Origin of the sequence: Parasedimentitalea marina (genome assembly GCF_004006175.1) — a bacterium.
In the GTDB taxonomy this organism is placed as follows: domain Bacteria; phylum Pseudomonadota; class Alphaproteobacteria; order Rhodobacterales; family Rhodobacteraceae; genus Parasedimentitalea; species Parasedimentitalea marina.
The window spans coordinates 862,400-878,863 of record NZ_CP033219.1 but is presented as its reverse complement, the minus strand read 5'-3'; the positions used below and the strand labels follow the sequence as shown (position 1 = coordinate 878,863).

At 57.7% G+C, this 16,464-nt stretch carries 16 protein-coding genes; 8 read left to right on the top strand and 8 right to left on the bottom strand.

The window, feature by feature from the left end; genetic code table 11:
* Window positions 1–6 precede the first annotated feature (6 nt).
* The 5 genes from EBB79_RS04285 (at window position 7) to EBB79_RS04265 (ending at window position 4,437) form a co-directional block, all read left to right on the top strand.
* Window positions 7–987: a type II secretion system F family protein gene (locus EBB79_RS04285; RefSeq protein ID WP_127747744.1), complete on the top strand. Its 981-nt coding sequence runs from the start codon at window positions 7–9 to the stop codon at window positions 985–987.
* A 2-nt stretch (window positions 988–989) separates the two neighbouring features.
* Window positions 990–1,574, top strand: a complete 585-nt coding sequence (locus EBB79_RS04280; RefSeq protein ID WP_127747743.1) for a tetratricopeptide repeat protein — start codon at window positions 990–992, stop codon at window positions 1,572–1,574.
* Window positions 1,575–1,601: 27 nt separating this feature from the next.
* Window positions 1,602–2,450 carry a tetratricopeptide repeat protein gene (locus EBB79_RS04275; RefSeq protein ID WP_127747742.1) on the top strand — a complete coding sequence of 283 codons (849 nt, stop codon included), beginning with the start codon at window positions 1,602–1,604 and terminating at the stop codon, window positions 2,448–2,450.
* Window positions 2,451–2,453: 3 nt separating this feature from the next.
* A complete protein-coding gene (locus EBB79_RS04270) occupies window positions 2,454–2,966 on the top strand; it encodes a prepilin peptidase (RefSeq protein ID WP_127747741.1) in 513 nt (170 codons plus the stop codon).
* Window positions 2,967–3,129: 163 nt separating this feature from the next.
* Entirely contained in the window at window positions 3,130–4,437 is a 1,308-nt protein-coding gene (locus EBB79_RS04265) for an ATPase (RefSeq protein ID WP_127747740.1), read from the top strand.
* A gap of 26 nt (window positions 4,438–4,463) precedes the next feature.
* Here the strand turns inward: EBB79_RS04265 and EBB79_RS04260 are convergent, their stop codons facing one another.
* Window positions 4,464–4,805 (bottom strand): hypothetical protein, encoded by a 342-nt coding sequence (locus EBB79_RS04260; RefSeq protein ID WP_127747739.1) that lies wholly within the window; start codon window positions 4,803–4,805, stop codon window positions 4,464–4,466.
* Between the two features lie 37 nt (window positions 4,806–4,842).
* Here EBB79_RS04260 and EBB79_RS04255 point away from each other — a divergent pair, with 37 nt between their 5' ends.
* The 3 genes from EBB79_RS04255 (at window position 4,843) to EBB79_RS04245 (ending at window position 8,442) form a co-directional block, all read left to right on the top strand.
* Window positions 4,843–7,260 (top strand): ligase-associated DNA damage response DEXH box helicase, encoded by a 2,418-nt coding sequence (locus tag EBB79_RS04255; RefSeq protein WP_127747738.1) that lies wholly within the window; start codon window positions 4,843–4,845, stop codon window positions 7,258–7,260.
* A gap of 38 nt (window positions 7,261–7,298) precedes the next feature.
* A complete protein-coding gene (gene pdeM / locus EBB79_RS04250; protein ID WP_127750874.1) occupies window positions 7,299–7,949 on the top strand; it encodes a ligase-associated DNA damage response endonuclease PdeM in 651 nt (216 codons plus the stop codon).
* A gap of 85 nt (window positions 7,950–8,034) precedes the next feature.
* Window positions 8,035–8,442 carry a PaaI family thioesterase gene (locus EBB79_RS04245; protein ID WP_127750873.1) on the top strand — a complete coding sequence of 136 codons (408 nt, stop codon included), beginning with the start codon at window positions 8,035–8,037 and terminating at the stop codon, window positions 8,440–8,442.
* Window positions 8,443–8,531: 89 nt separating this feature from the next.
* On the opposite strand, the gene folD is transcribed toward EBB79_RS04245, so the two are convergent.
* The 7 genes from folD to ybgF all read right to left on the bottom strand — a co-directional run bounded on the left by folD (window position 8,532) and on the right by ybgF (window position 16,464).
* On the bottom strand, window positions 8,532–9,431 hold the full coding sequence (gene folD / locus EBB79_RS04240) for a bifunctional methylenetetrahydrofolate dehydrogenase/methenyltetrahydrofolate cyclohydrolase FolD (protein ID WP_127747737.1): 900 nt from the start codon (window positions 9,429–9,431) through the stop codon (window positions 8,532–8,534).
* 39 nt (window positions 9,432–9,470) lie between these two features.
* The gene (locus tag EBB79_RS04235; protein WP_127747736.1) at window positions 9,471–9,776 is read right to left on the bottom strand and encodes a chorismate mutase; all 306 of its coding nucleotides are present in this window, start codon (window positions 9,774–9,776) and stop codon (window positions 9,471–9,473) included.
* 58 nt (window positions 9,777–9,834) lie between these two features.
* On the bottom strand, window positions 9,835–11,511 hold the full coding sequence (locus tag EBB79_RS04230; protein WP_127747735.1) for a formate--tetrahydrofolate ligase: 1,677 nt from the start codon (window positions 11,509–11,511) through the stop codon (window positions 9,835–9,837).
* A gap of 178 nt (window positions 11,512–11,689) precedes the next feature.
* Window positions 11,690–12,265, bottom strand: coding sequence for an MOSC domain-containing protein (locus EBB79_RS04225; RefSeq protein WP_127747734.1), 576 nt, complete (start codon window positions 12,263–12,265; stop codon window positions 11,690–11,692).
* A 137-nt stretch (window positions 12,266–12,402) separates the two neighbouring features.
* Complete coding sequence (gene ftsH, locus EBB79_RS04220) at window positions 12,403–14,322, bottom strand: ATP-dependent zinc metalloprotease FtsH (protein WP_127747733.1); 1,920 nt, start codon at window positions 14,320–14,322, stop codon at window positions 12,403–12,405.
* 77 nt (window positions 14,323–14,399) lie between these two features.
* Window positions 14,400–15,638 carry a tRNA lysidine(34) synthetase TilS gene (gene tilS / locus EBB79_RS04215; RefSeq protein ID WP_127747732.1) on the bottom strand — a complete coding sequence of 413 codons (1,239 nt, stop codon included), beginning with the start codon at window positions 15,636–15,638 and terminating at the stop codon, window positions 14,400–14,402.
* 10 nt (window positions 15,639–15,648) lie between these two features.
* Window positions 15,649–16,464, bottom strand: coding sequence for a tol-pal system protein YbgF (gene ybgF / locus EBB79_RS04210; RefSeq protein ID WP_127750872.1), 816 nt, complete (start codon window positions 16,462–16,464; stop codon window positions 15,649–15,651).

Sequence of the window (16,464 nt, the reverse complement as noted above, 5' to 3'; positions counted from 1 at the left end):
CGGGATATGGATTTTCTAACAAATATCAACGACTTCATAACGGAACAGCTGGGCGACTTTGGCCCGTTGCTGGTGATTGGTCTCCTGGGTCTTTTCATGATCCTGCTGACTGTGCCTCTGTTGCTGAACCAACGCGAAGATCCACTGTCGAAGCTCAAGAAAAACAGCAAACCCGAGCCGAAGGACAAACAGCAAAAAGATCGCCTGCGTCAAGGCAGCCGCAACGAACAGCTCAAGAAGTTCGCAAATTTCCTGGAACCGCAAAACGCCGAGGAACTGTCGGCGATGGAACTGACACTGCGTCAGGCGGGCTATCAGTCCAAGGATTCAGTTCGGTTCTTCCACTTTGCCCAGTTTGCTCTTGGCATCATTGGCCTCATTCTGGGGTTGGTCTTCGTCTATGTGCTGAATGCCGACACTGAATATGACGGTCAGCAAATGATGATCCGCATCATTGGTCCTGGTGGCGCAGGCTATATGCTGCCCAAATACTGGATTACACGGCGCATAGCCGAGCGCAAGGATAATATCACTGCCGGCTTTCCCGACGCGCTGGATCTTATGTTGGTCTGCGTCGAGGCAGGGCAATCGTTGGATCAGGCCATCGTTCGCGTCGCCAAAGAGCTGCACGCCTCTTATCCTGAACTGGCGGATGAATTTGATATCGTTGCCTATGAAATGAAGGCGGGTAAGGAAAAGGACAAGGTTCTGCGGGATATGTCCACACGCTGCGATGTCCAGGATTTGTCCTCCTTTGTGACGGTGATGATCCAATCGGCCACGTTTGGTACCTCTATCGCCGATGCTCTGCGTGTTTATGCTGCAGAAATGCGAGATAAACGCGTGATGCGGGCAGAAGAGGCCGCAAACAAGTTGCCAACGAAAATGACCCTTGCCACAATGGGACTGACACTTCCGCCGCTGCTGATCATTCTGGTCGGCCCGTCGATGAAGAACATCTCGAATCTGGGCAATACAGGCAACTAAACATGAAACCAACTGGTGAGGCCCTGCCCACACCATTTCGCAAGATCCTGATCGCCATTGCTGCCCTTGCCGTGATGGCGTCTTGCGCATCCCAGACCATTGATCCCAACAACGCATGGGCGCCGGGTGTAGATCATCGCGGCACCGCCGAAGACGGGCTAGAGGTTGGCCACCGCCTGATGGTGGCGCAGGAATATGAACTGGCGTTAGAGGCCTTTACCCGCGCAGCGCTGGATCACGGCATGACCGGCGAGGTGCTGTCCAGCTTGGGCACTGCCAATCTTGGGCTGGGACGCCTGGGTCAGGCCGAAATCCTGTTGCAGCGTGCCATCGAGAAAGAGCCGGAATGGCCCGAAGCGATGAACAATCTTGGCGTTGTGCTTATGGAACAGGGCAAATACGCCGAGGCCGAGCAGGTTTTGCGGCGTGCTTATGCTTTGGACAATGGCCAAAGTGACCCAATCCGTGAGAATTTGCGCATGGCCCTCGCAAATTTGGAAAAACCTGCTAATAATACTGGACAAAACCAAGAATATGAATTGGTGCAGCGCGGCAGTGGGAATATTCTGATCCGCCTGACACCATGACGAGGCAGAGCAGTAAAGGACGCAAAAATGCGCCAAGCAATTCTTGTATCGGCATGTCTGGCCGGGGGTTTCCTCTTGTCGGCCTGCGCCAATGACGACGCCGCAACCGTTGAACGCGCCTTTCAGGACGTCAATGTGGTGGATGAAACAGATCTCAACGATGTGATGCTCACCGCTGCGGATCCGAATGAGGCCGCGAGTTATTTCTCGCGCTCACTGCAGGGCAACCCGGACCGGATTGATTTGCAGCGCGGTCTGGCTAGATCTCTGGTGCGCGCCAAGCGCAATGTCGAGGCCGTCGCCAGCTGGAAGAAAGTCATCACTCTGGACGGGGCGACCAATGACGACCGGGTCGATCTGGCCGACGCCCTGATCCGCACTGGCAATTGGGACGCTGCCGAGGCTGCTCTGGACGAGGTGCCACCGACCCACGAGACCTTTAAGCGATATCGGCTTGAAGCCATGGTCGCGGATGCCAACAAAGAATGGAAAAAGGCTGACAGTTTCTATGAGATTGCAGTTTCGCTGACCACCCGCCCGGCTGGTGTGATGAACAATTGGGGCTATTCAAAACTGACCCGCGGTGACTATGCCGAAGCCGAGCGTCTGTTCGGCGAGGCCATCCGCCAGGATCAGGCGCTGTTCACGGCCAAGAACAACCTAGTTCTGGCACGCGGTGCACAGCGCAACTACAGCCTGCCGGTGATCCAGATGGGACAGACGGAACGGGCCCAGTTGCTCCACACCATGGCCCTGGCTGCAGTCAAGCAGGGCGATGTGGCAACAGGTGAAGGCTTGCTTCGCGAAGCCATCAGTACCCACCCCCAACACTTTGAAGAAGCGGTACGCAGCTTGCGCGCATTGGAAGGCGCCTAACACATGTTGGCACTCCCGGTAATTCCGGCACATGTAGCGCTGTGGTTCCTGCCATTTGTCTTGCCGATCTGCTATGCCATCATGCTAACCGATTTACGTGGAATGAGAATTCCCAATTGGGCAGTGGATCTGACTGCGGTGATATTCATCGTCGTCGGCCCTTTTCTGATGTCATGGACCGACTACGGTTGGCAATTGCTACACCTGCCCGTCGGTATCGGCCTGGGGTTCCTGTTCTATAGCGGCGGATTGGTCGGCGCCGGCGATGCCAAGTTTGCCGGGGCCGCTGCACCATTGGTTGCCTTTGGCGATTTACGGCTAATTATGCTGATTTTTGCTGCAAATCTTTTGGCCGGTTTTGCCACCCACCGCATTGCCAAACACACCCCCCTTCGCAAACTAGCTCCGGAGTGGCAAAGCTGGAACGTCGGGAAAAAGTTCCCCATGGGGCTGTGCTTAGGCGGAACACTGGCAATCTATCTGATTCTTGGCGCGACCTTGGGACCGACCGGCTGACTTTTTGAGGGGCACCTTAAACCTATGCAGCCGCAACAACCGCCGAATTGCTGCAGCTTTGCCCCGCTATTGCCACACTGCTGAATAAACTGTTCCGTAACCGCGCCCGTCCAATCTGGATGGGTCAGCATCGACACAGCGACCAGCAACAGGCTCTTTACCCATGAACATGCAGACCTCTCACGTGATGGCCCCCCCTGCCCCAAAAGGGGTGGAGCAAATGAAGTTGCCGGCGGTGATGATGCGCGACATCCTGCTGAAAACCATCTTTCGCAAAACCGTCAATATGGTCACCGAAATCGCGGCAGCGATCTGCCTACCGATCTCTGTCACCCAAGAGCTGGTTGACGCGGCCCGCGAACAAAAACTGCTGGAAGCCACTGGTACGTTGAATGCCAACAGCGGCAATGAGATGGGCTATCAGTTGACAGATGCAGGCAAGGCCCGCGCCTTGGACGCCCTGAACCAGTCGGAATACTTTGGTGCCATGCCAGTGCCGCTAGATGTCTACCGCGAGCAGGTGAAACGCCAGTCGATCCGCAATATCCAGGTCACCCGCGACCAGTTGACCAATGCAATGGGCCATCTGGTGCTGCCAAGCAGCCTGCTTGACCACCTTGGACCAGCCGTCAGCGCGGGACGTTCTATCCTGATGTATGGCCCTCCCGGCAACGGTAAGTCCTCAATCTCAAACGGTATTCGCGACGCACTGGGCGATCAGGTCTATGTGCCTTTTGCGATTGAATACGCCGGTCAGGTGATCACCGTCTATGACCCCATCGTTCATACCGAGGTGGAACAAGAGCAGGATGATCCAAATGCGCTACGCCGCTCACGCCGTTTTGACAGCCGTTATGTCTGCTGTCAGCGCCCCACTGTGGTCACCGGCGGCGAACTATCGCTATCGATGCTGGATCTGGTCTATAACCCCACTGCCCGCACCTATCAGGCGCCGCTGCAGCTGAAATCGACCGGTGGTATTTTCATCGTTGATGACCTTGGCCGTCAGGCTGAATCGCCGCAATCGCTGATCAACCGCTGGATCGTGCCGCTCGAGGAAAGCAAAGACATCCTGGCGCTGCAGTCAGGTGAAAAATTCGAAGTGCCTTTTGACACTCTGGTTATTTTTTCCACCAACTTTCACCCAAACGAGATCTTCGACACCGCCGCCCTGCGCCGGATCTTCTTCAAGATCAAAATTGACGGCCCAAGCCAGGAAAACTTCCTGAAGATCTTTGCCCTGGTGGCCCGCAAGAAAGGCATGGCGCTGGACGAAGCAACCTTGGTCCACTTGCTGAAAAACAAATACCCGACCATCGACAATATCTACGCCAACTATCAGCCGGTGTTCCTGATCGACCAGATGATCGCCATCTGCGAATTTGAGGGCATCCCCTATCAGATGTCCCCCGACCTGATCGACCGCGCCTGGGCCAATATGTTCGTCAAGGACGAGGTGATTGTCAAATAATGAACTGAAGCCTTGGAAAACTTTTCTCAGGCCTCGTTCATCTTGCTTGCATCAGTAAAACCCCATCCATCCGGGCGATACCCAGATGCCAATCCGATTTTAGTGATCAGCTCCTCGTGGAGCCATATGGCGTCGATTGCCACAGTCAATGCATAAATCGGAATCCATATATCCTTGGTTTCCTCATCGAATGCAGCGGCATAGCCCTCCGCCTTCAATTCTGAAACCGCTTTTTCTGGATCACTCAGGTCTGACGCGGGCACCAGATAGAAGTCAAAATCCGCGATTGCTGGTAGGCCCTGCTTAGATTCCAATTCCTCTAAAACCCAAATTGATTCAGATCGTTGTTTTTCAAAATCATGTTCCATGTTGAATGTCTCGACTTAAATGTTTGAAACTGCGCGCATGTTGCATCTTCCCGAGCAGATACTCAACTGGTTCACCACACGGAACTGGACAATCCATCCGCATCAGCAGGTGATGTTGGACCGTGCCGATCACCCTGCAACCTTGCTTATCGCCCCCACCGGTGGTGGCAAAACCATGGCGGGTTTCCTGCCAACCCTTGCTGAACTGGCCGACGGCAATCATCAAGGGCTGCACACGCTCTATATCTCGCCGCTCAAGGCGCTGGCGGCGGATATCAAACGTAACCTGCGCACCCCTGTCGACGAGATGAGTTTACCGATCCGCATTGATGATCGCACCGGCGACACGCCGCAGTCGCGCAAGAAACGGCAGCGTGCGGATCCGCCTCATATCCTACTGACAACCCCCGAAAGCCTGGCCTTGCTCATCTCCTACCCGGATGCAGCCCGTACCTTTGCCGGATTGCAACGGGTGGTGGTCGACGAAATCCACGCCCTGGCCGAAAGCAAACGCGGCGATCAGCTGATGCTGGCGCTGGCCCGGCTGCAAACACTGTGTCCAAATATGCGCCGGGTCGGACTTTCCGCCACAGTGGATGATCCACAGGCCATCGCGCAGTTCCTTGCCCGCCATCCAGACCCCTGCGAGGTCCTGCAGGCCGACCCCGGCCCCACGCCCGACATCCAGATGCTGCAAACCACCGAGGCCCCACCCTGGGCCGGCGGCGGTGCGGCCTATGCAATCCCCGCCGTGATGCAGCAAATCAAGGCGCATAACACCACGTTGATCTTTCACAACACCCGCGCCCAGGCCGAGATCTTCTTTCACAATCTCTGGCTCGCCAATGACGACTCCCTGCCCATCGGCATCCATCACGGATCATTGGACCGTGAACAACGCAACCGGGTTGAAACGGCAATGGTGCGCGGCGATCTGTGCGCGATCGTCTGCACTGGCTCGCTGGATCTGGGGTTGGATTGGGGCGACGTTGATCTGGTAATCCAGATCGGCGCCCCCAAGAATGTCAAACGTCTGGTGCAGCGCATCGGCCGCGCCAATCACAGCTACAACACCCCCTCCAAGGCGCTGCTGGTGCCTGCCAACCGGTTTGAAGTCCTCGAATGCCGCGCCGCGCTTGAAGCCGTGCGCCAAGGGGATCTGGACGGCGAGCCCCGTGGTCCCGGCCCCCGCGACGTGCTGTGCCAACACATCCTGATCGCCGCCTGCGCTGGCCCCTTTGAGGCCAATGATCTTTTTGCCGAGATGATAACGGCTGGCGCCTACGCCACTCTGACCCGTCCCGAGTTCGACGCCTGCTTAGGTTTTTGTGCAACCGGCGGCTATGCCCTTCAAGCCTATGATAAATGGCAACGCCTGTTACAACGCCCTGACGGGTGCTGGCAGCTGCGCGACCCCCGCGCCAGCCAACGTATCCGGATGAACCTGGGCACTATTCAGGACAGTGATACCCTAAAGGTTCGCCTGAAACGCAGCCGCGGTGGCAAACCCCTGGGCGAGATTGAGGAAGCCTTCGCCGCCTCGCTCACCCCCGGCGACACCTTCCTGATTGGCGGCCAGACCGTGCGCTACGAAGGTCTGCGTGAGATGACAGTTGAGGTCACCCGACGCAGCGGCAAGAGGCCCAAGATAGCCACCTTCACCGGCACAAAATTCGCCACGTCCACCCAGCTCAACGCGCGTATTCTGGCGCTCTTACAACAGGGTAACTGGCTCAACCTGCCGGATCATACCTCCTCCTGGCTGACCCTGCAGCAGCAGGTGTCGCAGCTGCCCGAGCCAGGCCGCCTGTTGATCGAAAGCTTCCCACATCAATCACGCCCTCATCTCTGCATCTATGGGTTTGCCGGACGCAACGCCCAGCAGACACTCGGGTTGTTGCTTACCAAACGCATGGAGGAAATGGGCCTAGATCCACTTGGGTTTGTTGCCACAGATTACGCCACCATGATCTGGGGTCTCAAGACGGTGAACGATCCAGCTCCGCTGTTCGAGTTGGCGGCTCTGCGCGACGGTTTGGACAGTTGGCTGGGTGAAAACGCGGTGATGAAGCGCAGCTTTCGCGCCTGTGCCACCATCGCCGGGTTGATCGAGCGTAACTCACCCACAGCTCGCAAAAGCGGTCGTCAGGCGACCTTCTCCTCGGACATACTTTACGACACCCTGCGCAAATATGATCCCGACCATCTGCTTTTGCAAATCACCCGCACCGAGGCCCTGCGCGGGCTGGTCGACTTCGGCCGCATAGAAGAGATGATTGACCGCATCGGCCCCCGCATCGACCTGCGGCACCTGCCCGCAATCACCCCGCTTGCCGCCCCGCTGCTACTCGAAATGGGCAAAGTTCCAATCAAGGGTGCCGCGATGGAAAAGCTGTTGCAGCAAGAGGCCGCCGATCTGATGCAAAAATCCGGTCTGTCCAGCCTGCCCGATTGACCCTTGCCAGCCGCCGCCAGATCGGCAATCTCAACACCATGAGCGGATTTGATTTTTTCCTGTCCAGTGCAAGACTGACGGCGCTTGGCTCCGGCGCGCTGCACTGGCCTGACCAGAACCTGTTGTGCATCTCAGACCTACATCTGGGCAAGTCCGAACGCCAGGCCCGTCGCGGTGGCCCGGTCCTGCCCCCCTACGAGACCCGCGATACCCTAGGTCGACTGGCGGCAGACCTGCGGGACACTCAGGCCACAACGGTCATCTGCCTTGGCGACAGCTTTGATGACGATGCCGCCGCCCGGGCCCTGCCCCAGGCAGAACAGGACACAATCACCCATCTCACCACAGGCCGGCGCTGGATCTGGATATCCGGCAACCATGACCCGGCCCCGCTGGATCTGGCCGGGGAACAGCATCGCGACATCACCATTGGCCCACTAACCTTCCGTCATATTGCCCAGCCACAGGCGCAATCCGAGGTCTCCGGCCATTACCACCCCAAGGCCCGGCTGCGCAGCACCTCGCGTCCCGCCTTTCTTGTCGATGAACACAGGCTTATCCTGCCCGCCTATGGCACCTATACCGGCGGGCTGCGCAGCACCGATCCCGCCCTCACCGCCTTAATGGGGCCACGCGCCCGCGCAATCCTGACCGGCCCGCACCCCGTCCCGATCCCAATGCCGCGCTAACCCCAAACGCCGCCACGTTATTCCCCCTGTCAGGCACATCAGGCCTATACTGCCCGCACTGGAACAGGAGCCTCAGATGACCGAAATGGAAACCCGCATTCGCGACAGTTTTGCCCGCCAATCCATGATGCAGACCCTCGGCGCCGAAATCGACCACATCACTGACGGAGAGGTCATCATCACCGCTCCGATCCTGCCCGGCAGCCGCCAGCAGCACGGTGTCGCCCATGCCGCGCTGACCTTCGCCATCGGCGACACCGCCGCGGGCTATTCCGCCCTGACCAAACTGCCCGCCGACCAAGAGGTGATGACCGCAGAGATCAAAATCAACCTGCTGGCCCCCGCCAACGGCGACCTCCTGCGCGCCAGTGGCAAAGTCATCAAACCCGGTCGCCGGTTGGTGGTGGTCTCCGCTGAGGTCCATGCCATCACAGACGGCACTGAAACACTGGTCGCCATTCTCCAGGGCACCATGGTCCCAATTCAAATCTGACCCTAAACACACCAAAGGCGGCCCTTTCGGACCGCCCGCATTTCATCTTTTCACAAATACTCAAATCCAACGCCGCACCAAGCGCAGGATCAGGCGGTCAAACCTTCCGGTTCAGTCAGTCCATTGGCGCGGCAACAGGCGGTCACGGTATTGGCCAGCAGGCAAGCGATGGTCATCGGGCCAACGCCGCCAGGCACAGGGGTGATGGCGCTCGCGACCTCGGCAGCCTCAGCAAAGTCGACGTCCCCCAGCAGTTTTGTCTTACCGGGCTTTTCCGGATGCGGGATGCGAGAGATGCCTACATCGATTACCGTTGCGCCAGGCTTCACCCAATCGCCTTTGACCATCTCGGCCCGGCCAACAGCAGCAACCAGAATGTCGGCGCGGCGGCAAACCGCGGCCAAGTCCTGCGTACGCGAATGAGCGATGGTCACGGTGCAGCTTTCCTGCAGCAGAAGTTGGGCCATCGGCTTGCCAAAAAGGTTCGAACGTCCAATCACCACAGCATTCTTGCCGGACATGTTGCCGACCTGATCGCGCAACAGCATCAGGCACCCCAGAGGGGTGCAGGACACGAGGCCTTTCTCACCACTTGCCAGCAAACCTGCGTTCACCACGCTCAACCCGTCCACATCCTTGGACGGGTCGATGCGGGCCACCACGCGGCGCTCATTCAGGTGGTCCGGCACTGGGAACTGGCAAAGGATACCATGCACCTTCGGGTCCGCATTCAGTTGGTCGATCAGCGCGAACAGTTCCTCTTCGGACGCATCAGCAGGCAGCTTGTGCTCGAAAGAGGCCATACCAGCCGCTACCGTGTTCTTGTGCTTGGCGGCCACGTAGACCTCGGACGCCGGGTCTTCACCGACCAGCACCACAGCCAATCCAGGCGTGATGTCGTTTTCTTCCTTCAGACGGGCAACGTGACCAGCCACTTTTTCGCGCACAGTCGCGGCAAAGGCCTTACCGTCGATGATACTTGCTGCCATAAATCTCTTCCTTTTCCCCGAGCTGAGGTCAAAACCCGCTCACGTTTCCCGAATAACCTGCGCCTCTCGCGCAATCGACCAATCTATCAACTGCCGCCACAGGGTTTCTGCCAGTTCAGGGTCCAATCCCCCGACATTGGCAGCGCTACGAACCTTACTGACCACGTCTTCCACCCTTTCAGGTATCCGTGCTGGCCAGCCATTGGTTTGTTTTAGCGCAATCGCCCGGTCGATATAATCGGCCCGTGTCGCCAAAAGCGCAACAAGACGCGCATCAAGAGCGTCGATTTCAGCCCTTAGCGCGTCCATGTCCCGGCAATCCTGCGGTGGTGTCAATTGGGTCATGTCTAAAACTCCTGCGGCCCCGGGGTGTCCCGGGGCCGCAGAAAGCGCATATTCAGCTTTAGAACAAGCCTTGGATTTCACCGGTCTCATTCAGATGGATGCTTTTTGCCGCTGGATTGCGGGGCAGACCCGGCATTGTCATGATATCACCGCAAACTGCGACGATAAATCCGGCCCCTGCTGACAGGCGCACTTCGCGTACTGGCACTGAATGGCCAACCGGCGCACCGCGCAATGTCGGATCAGTCGAGAAGGAATACTGCGTCTTGGCCATGCAGACCGGCAGATTGCCATAGCCCTGCTCTTCCCACTCATGCAGCTGCTTGCGGATCTTGGCATCTGCCAGAACTTCGTCAGCGCGGTAGATGCGCTTGGCGACGGTTTCGATCTTTTCAAACAGTGGCATGTCGTCAGGATAGATTGGCGCAAAGTTGGCCATATCCGCATCTGCAATCTCGGCGACGCGCGTTGCCAGATCAGCCGAGCCCTCAGAGCCCAGTTCCCAGTGACGCGACAGGATTGCTTCGGAGCCCTGCGAGACCACAAAGTCCTTGATCGCCTGCACTTCGGCATCGGTATCGGTGACAAAGTGGTTGATTGCGACAACAACCGGGACACCAAAGGATTTCAGGTTCTCGATGTGACGACCCAGGTTGGCACAGCCGGACTGCACAGCCTCGATGTTTTCGCCGGCCAGATCAGCCTTGGCAACGCCGCCGTTCATTTTCATCGCGCGCACAGTCGCAACCAGAACCACTACTGACGGGGCCAGGCCCGCTTTGCGGCACTTGATGTTCATGAACTTCTCAGCGCCCAAGTCAGCACCAAAGCCAGCCTCGGTGACGACATAGTCGGTCAGTTTCAGCGCCGTTGTGGTCGCAATAACCGAGTTACAGCCATGTGCGATGTTGGCGAATGGGCCACCGTGAACAAACGCCGGGTTGTTTTCCAGTGTCTGCACCAGGTTCGGCTGCATTGCATCTTTCAGCAGCACGGTCATGGCGCCATCAGCCTCGATGTCGCGGCAATAGACCGGAGTCCGGTCGCGGCGATAGGCCACGATGATGTCGCCCAGGCGCTTTTCCAGATCTTCCAGATCGTTGGCCAGGCACAAGATCGCCATCACTTCGGATGCAACGGTGATGTCAAAACCGGTTTCACGTGGGAAGCCATTGGCAACACCGCCCAAGGACGCAGTGATCTGACGCAGGGCGCGGTCGTTCATGTCAACCACACGGCGCCAAGCAACACGCCGGGTGTCGATTTCCAGATCGTTGCCCCAATAGATGTGGTTGTCGATCATCGCAGACAGCAACGAGTGGGCTGAGGTAATTGCGTGGAAGTCACCTGTAAAGTGCAGGTTCATGTCTTCCATCGGCACGATCTGTGCGTAGCCGCCACCAGCAGCGCCACCCTTCATACCAAAGTTCGGACCCAAAGAGGCCTCGCGGATACAAACCATCGCGTTTTTGCCGATGCGGTTCAGACCGTCACCCAGACCCACAGTAGTGGTAGTCTTGCCTTCACCCGCAGGTGTTGGGTTGATCGCTGTCACCAGAATCAGCTTGCCATCGGTACGGTCTTGAACCGACTTGATGAACGACTGGCTAATCTTGGCTTTGTCATGGCCATAAGGCACCAGGTCATCACTTGAGATGCCCAGTTTTTTGCCAATCTCCTGGATCGGCTGCTTGTTTGCCTCGCGGGCAATCTCGATATCACTCTTATAGCTCATGACACTGATCCCTGATCTCATATGCACATAGAAGAAGACGCTTTTGCGCCAATACTAAGCTAGCCTTACCCGGCCAATATAAGATTGAGCGCATGTTTTCCGACATTTTCATGCCGCGAAACGGCGTCGGCCCGGGTATCGGTTTCAAATCGGAAACTCTGGGTGCGTCCCCCTACTATTATGGCGCCCAGGGCCGTTGGTCTGGAATAAAAAGTCGCAGCGCATCGCCAATCACCATGCCCCCCGGCCGTTCGACCCAGGCAGTGATTCCCCGGCGATTCTTGGCTGCGGGTTTGAACTTGGGGCCAAAGCCGGTGTGATCCTTCTCTATTTCGCGACCCGGAAAAATGCAGGGGCGGTTTTCTGTGTCCGCCACCAGCGTCACCCCATCCGGCCCCTGCAGCCGCGACGATGGCGGGATAAAGGTAAAGTCCGGAATGCCACGCACCACAATCGATACGCCCAGATGCGACGGGTCTACCGCCTCCATCCCCATATCGGCAGCAATCAAGGCCAGTTCTTCCTCGGACAGAATTGTCACCTGACGGGCATTGCGGATTTCGGTGCCCTCCGGGTACAGATCCCTGACCCGCACGCAGGACGCCCGATTGGCCCCAGCATGACGCGCACCTGCGTCGCCATCAAAACCAAGATCCAGCCGATCCACGGACCGCGCCCGCAGCCCGCCCTCGGCTGGCACATGTCCCAGCCATGTGATTTCGCCCTGAAATTCAACTTCGCGTAATGTCGGCACAGTGCTCTCCTGCAAGTCAGCCGCCATCTCGGGGGCTTTTTTACTAAAATTCTCAATGTCGCGCTGGCCAACAGGACCAAAGCAATAAAAAAGGCCCGGACACCTATTTCGGTATCCGGGCCATTGTCACTTATCTATCAGGCCGAGGGTTCCGGCTCCATGTCGCCTTCGGGTGGCGATTTCTTTGGCTTGGCTTTTGGAATCGCGGTGACCGAGGCATTGCCCTGATCCGCATCGTCATCCTCATCATCGCCCGCATTGGGAAGTTCGCCGTTCATGACGCGCTTGATCTCTTCGCCGGTCAGTGTCTCATATTCCAGCAGACCCTGCGCCAGACGTTCGAACCCGTCGCTGTTCTCGGACAGGATCTTATGCGCCCGCTGATAGCCTTCGTCGATCAGACGCTTCACTTCATCTTCGATCAGCTCTTTGGTGGCCGCTGATACCGAAAAGCCGCCAGCGCCGCCATTGTTCTGATAGCCAGCCGCAGCCTCTTGGTAGTCAATGTTGCCGACCTTGTCGGACATGCCCCATTGCATCACCATGGCCCGCGCCAGTCCCGAAGCCTGCTGGATATCGCCCGCAGGTCCGTTAGAGACTTCGTCTTCGCCGTATTTGATGATTTCCGCAGCCTTACCGGCCATGGTCATCGCCAGGCGCTGATGGCACTCTTCTTTGAACATGTTCAACCGGTCAAATTCCGGCAAGCTCATCACCATGCCCAATGCACCACCGCGCGGAATGATAGTCGCCTTATAGACCGGATCACATTTCGGCAGCGAAATCCCGACAACCGCGTGTCCCGCTTCGTGGTAGGCGGTCATTTCCTTTTGCTCTTGGGTCATCACCATAGAGCGGCGTTCGGCCCCCATCATCACCTTGTCTTTGGCACTTTCAAAATCGTCCATGGTGACAAAGCGACGGCCAATACGGGCGGCCATCAGGGCAGATTCGTTGACCAGGTTGGCCAGATCCGCACCCGAGAAACCGGGTGTACCCCGTGCGATGATCCGCAGATCAACATCCGGACCCAGCGGCGTTTTGCGGGCATGCACGCCCAGGATCTTCTCACGGCCTTTGATGTCAGGATTACCAACAGTCACGTTGCGGTCAAAACGACCCGGACGCAGCAAGGCAGGGTCCAACACATCTTTACGGTTGGTCGCGGCCAGGATGATCACACCCTCGTTGGCCTCAAAGCCGTCCATCTCAACCAGCAGCTGGTTCAATGTCTGCTCACGTTCGTCATTACCACCGCCATAGCCGGCACCACGATGGCGACCCACAGCGTCGATCTCATCGATGAACACGATACATGGCGCATTCTTTTTGGCCTGTTCAAACATGTCACGCACGCGGGAGGCACCCACACCGACGAACATTTCAACAAAATCAGAACCCGAAATGGTGAAGAACGGAACGCCTGCTTCGCCAGCAATCGCACGGGCCAGTAGTGTCTTACCAGTACCCGGAGGGCCCACCAGCAGCGCACCCTTGGGGATCTTACCGCCCAGACGGCTGAATTTCTGCGGATTGCGCAGGAATTCGACGATCTCTTCCAGTTCTTCCTTGGCTTCGTCGATACCGGCCACGTCGTCAAACGTCACCCGACCGTGTTTCTCGGTCAGCATCTTGGCCTTGGACTTGCCAAAACCCATCGCGCCACCTTTGCCGCCACCCTGCATCCGGTTCATGAAATAGACCCAGACACCGATCAGTAACAGGAATGGTAGCAGCGTCAGCAAAAACGCCTGAAACCCGGATTGCGCCTGTTTTTCAGCCCGCACCGGAATATTGTTCTCGATGAGCAACCGTGTGACTTCAGCATCTGAAGGTTTGATGGTCATGTAGGCGTTGCCATCAGACGCGGTAAAGCGAATTTGTTCACCATCCAGGATGACATTGCTCACCCCTCCGCCTTCAACTGCGGTCACAAAATCAGAAAAGGTTCTTTCCTGGCTCTGCATCGAACTGCCCGAACCGCTGAACATATTGAACAGCGCCAAGACCAGCAGAAACAGAATGACCCAGAAGGCGATATTACGTGCGTTGCCCAAGGCAGCTCTCCTAGTTTTCGAAGCATACCATTCGGTACACCTGCTTTGACCCTAAAATAAGGATCATTCGGTCAGGTTCAATGCGATAAAAGGCTTCTATAGAACTCTTCGTCCGAATTTACTGCTTTTGCGGTCCATCCGTTGGCCATTTCAGCCATAGGAGCGGCAACCAAGTCCTGTTTTCTCCAAACAGCAGGGGTCGCTTCCAGAACTTCATGGGGACAACCAGAATCGCGCCAATCCGGGCACAACAACAGCCCCGCCCTGCCCAAGGGCCGCACCTCGAGCCCTGAAACGTCCGCCCCTTGCAGCACCCATCGCTTGTCCCAGATCGCATCTGGCAGTGCCACCTCATCGCGCACCGCATTGTATTCCCGACAGATCCAGACCTGCCCGCGGCGCGACAAGATGCGACATCCACCCAGCGTCACCCCGCCACCCGTGCGGACACAGACCAAAGCCTCGGCCATGACGCCTCGTCGCAGCGGATATTCACCCCCCGAGACCCAGCGCAGTGCCCCCGCCAGCAAACGGTGAATGATCTCGTCGGGCTGATCACGCAGCCCTTTTTCATCAATAACCACAGCGCCAGAGACCGTTTTGGCCAGATCCTTGCCGACCAAAAGAGCATTACGATCAAGCGCTTCCTTTGCCTTACCCATATTCTCGGCCACCGCAGAGAGGGACGCGATGGTGAGGCCCAGTGGCTCCAGGGTTTTCATCGCCTGACGCATCCGCACCCGCTCAAACCGACGATCCTGATTAGAGGGGTCCTCGACCCATGTCAGGTCATGTTGGGTCAGGTGATTGCGCAGCTGGGCACGTGTCACCCGCAGCAATGGGCGCAACAATGTGATCCCGTTCAGCTGGCGACGCACCGGCATCGCCGCCAATCCGTTGACCCCGGCCGAACGCGCCAATCGCATCAAAACAGTTTCAGCCTGATCATCCGCAGTATGCCCCAGCGTGATGATTTCGATCTCGCGGCGCTTGGCCCAGTCACTCAGCAGCTGATACCTGGCCCGGCGGGCCTGATCCTGAAGATTGCCGTCCCCCTGCCATCCCTGCCAGTGCAAAATCTCGTGATCGACACCCATGTGACGGGCCAGAGCGGCAACCTGCCGGGCTTCATCGGCGGATTCACGGCGCAACCCGTGATCTACGGTCGCAGCCAGAATTTGTACGTCCTGCCCCTGAAAACACTGCGTCAGAATATGCAGCAAGGCCACCGAATCGCCACCACCCGACAGGGCCACGCCTATCCGGGACGGCAACGACCCTTGGAAATGACCCTGGACCTCTGTCAGAATATTCATTGTCGGCCGGTCAAGAACAGCTCAGCGAGGCCATTTCCTGTTCCGCTGCCAGCACCGCCGCCGTATCGGGAAAGCGCGCCTTGACCTCGGACAGGGTCACACAGGCCTGACTGGATTGCCCCAAACGTCCCAAAGCAGCGCCCAGTTCAAACAGCGCCTCGGGGGCGATGATTCCGGTTGAATTGCCGGTGAAGGCCGCCAAATAGGCCCGCGCCGCCTCGCGGGTGTCGCCCAGTCCATCCAGTGCCTTACCACGATTAAAATGGGCTTCGGCGGCCAGGGGACTGCCGGGATAGGCCACATCAAAACTGGCAAACCGGGCCGCCGCGTCCTGATAATTACCCTCACCCAGTGCCTTTTTTGCGCCGTCAAAATCTGCCAGCTCACCCACTGCCAGCTCATCCGAAGTATCAACCGGAGGCTGCCCAATTGGCTGCGCTGTTTCAACGTCACCACCCAGCGTCGAGGTTTCTCCCAGCTGGCTGATGTCGCCGCCTTCCAGTTCGACCAGTCGGAATTCCAGATCGCCGATGCGATTGGTGCCATCTGCCACCACATTTTCAATCCGGTGTTCCAACCGTTCCGTCTGCGAGGTCAACCCCTGCAGGGCAATCTCAATCGCGCCAACACGGTCCAGAACGGAATCGCCACCAAGGCTGGTGCCGGGAGCACCCGTGGTCGACAACTCACGCTTTAGGCGTTGAATTTCCACGTGCAGAACCGTTAGTTCCTGACGGATATCAGCCAGGGTTTGCTGATCCTGCGCCCTTAGGCCTGCCGGAACAAACGCAACAGCCGCGATCACGGCAAGAGAATAAAGACGCAT

Bases quoted from the DNA above. Each gene is read 5' to 3' on its own strand.
- ybgF (WP_127750872.1), bottom strand. From the start codon at position 16,464: ATGCGTCTTTATTCTCTTGCCGTGATCGCGGCTGTTGCGTTTGTTCCG.
- EBB79_RS04245 (WP_127750873.1), top strand. From the start codon at position 8,035: ATGGAAACCCGCATTCGCGACAGTTTTGCCCGCCAATCCATGATGCAG.
- EBB79_RS04255 (WP_127747738.1), top strand. From the start codon at position 4,843: ATGTTGCATCTTCCCGAGCAGATACTCAACTGGTTCACCACACGGAAC.
- EBB79_RS04285 (WP_127747744.1), top strand. From the start codon at position 7: ATGGATTTTCTAACAAATATCAACGACTTCATAACGGAACAGCTGGGC.
- EBB79_RS04235 (WP_127747736.1), bottom strand. From the start codon at position 9,776: ATGACCCAATTGACACCACCGCAGGATTGCCGGGACATGGACGCGCTA.
- folD (WP_127747737.1), bottom strand. From the start codon at position 9,431: ATGGCAGCAAGTATCATCGACGGTAAGGCCTTTGCCGCGACTGTGCGC.
- EBB79_RS04265 (WP_127747740.1), top strand. From the start codon at position 3,130: ATGAACATGCAGACCTCTCACGTGATGGCCCCCCCTGCCCCAAAAGGG.
- pdeM (WP_127750874.1), top strand. From the start codon at position 7,299: ATGAGCGGATTTGATTTTTTCCTGTCCAGTGCAAGACTGACGGCGCTT.
- EBB79_RS04230 (WP_127747735.1), bottom strand. From the start codon at position 11,511: ATGAGCTATAAGAGTGATATCGAGATTGCCCGCGAGGCAAACAAGCAG.
- EBB79_RS04260 (WP_127747739.1), bottom strand. From the start codon at position 4,805: ATGGAACATGATTTTGAAAAACAACGATCTGAATCAATTTGGGTTTTA.
- EBB79_RS04280 (WP_127747743.1), top strand. From the start codon at position 990: ATGAAACCAACTGGTGAGGCCCTGCCCACACCATTTCGCAAGATCCTG.
- EBB79_RS04275 (WP_127747742.1), top strand. From the start codon at position 1,602: ATGCGCCAAGCAATTCTTGTATCGGCATGTCTGGCCGGGGGTTTCCTC.
- tilS (WP_127747732.1), bottom strand. From the start codon at position 15,638: ATGAATATTCTGACAGAGGTCCAGGGTCATTTCCAAGGGTCGTTGCCG.
- EBB79_RS04270 (WP_127747741.1), top strand. From the start codon at position 2,454: ATGTTGGCACTCCCGGTAATTCCGGCACATGTAGCGCTGTGGTTCCTG.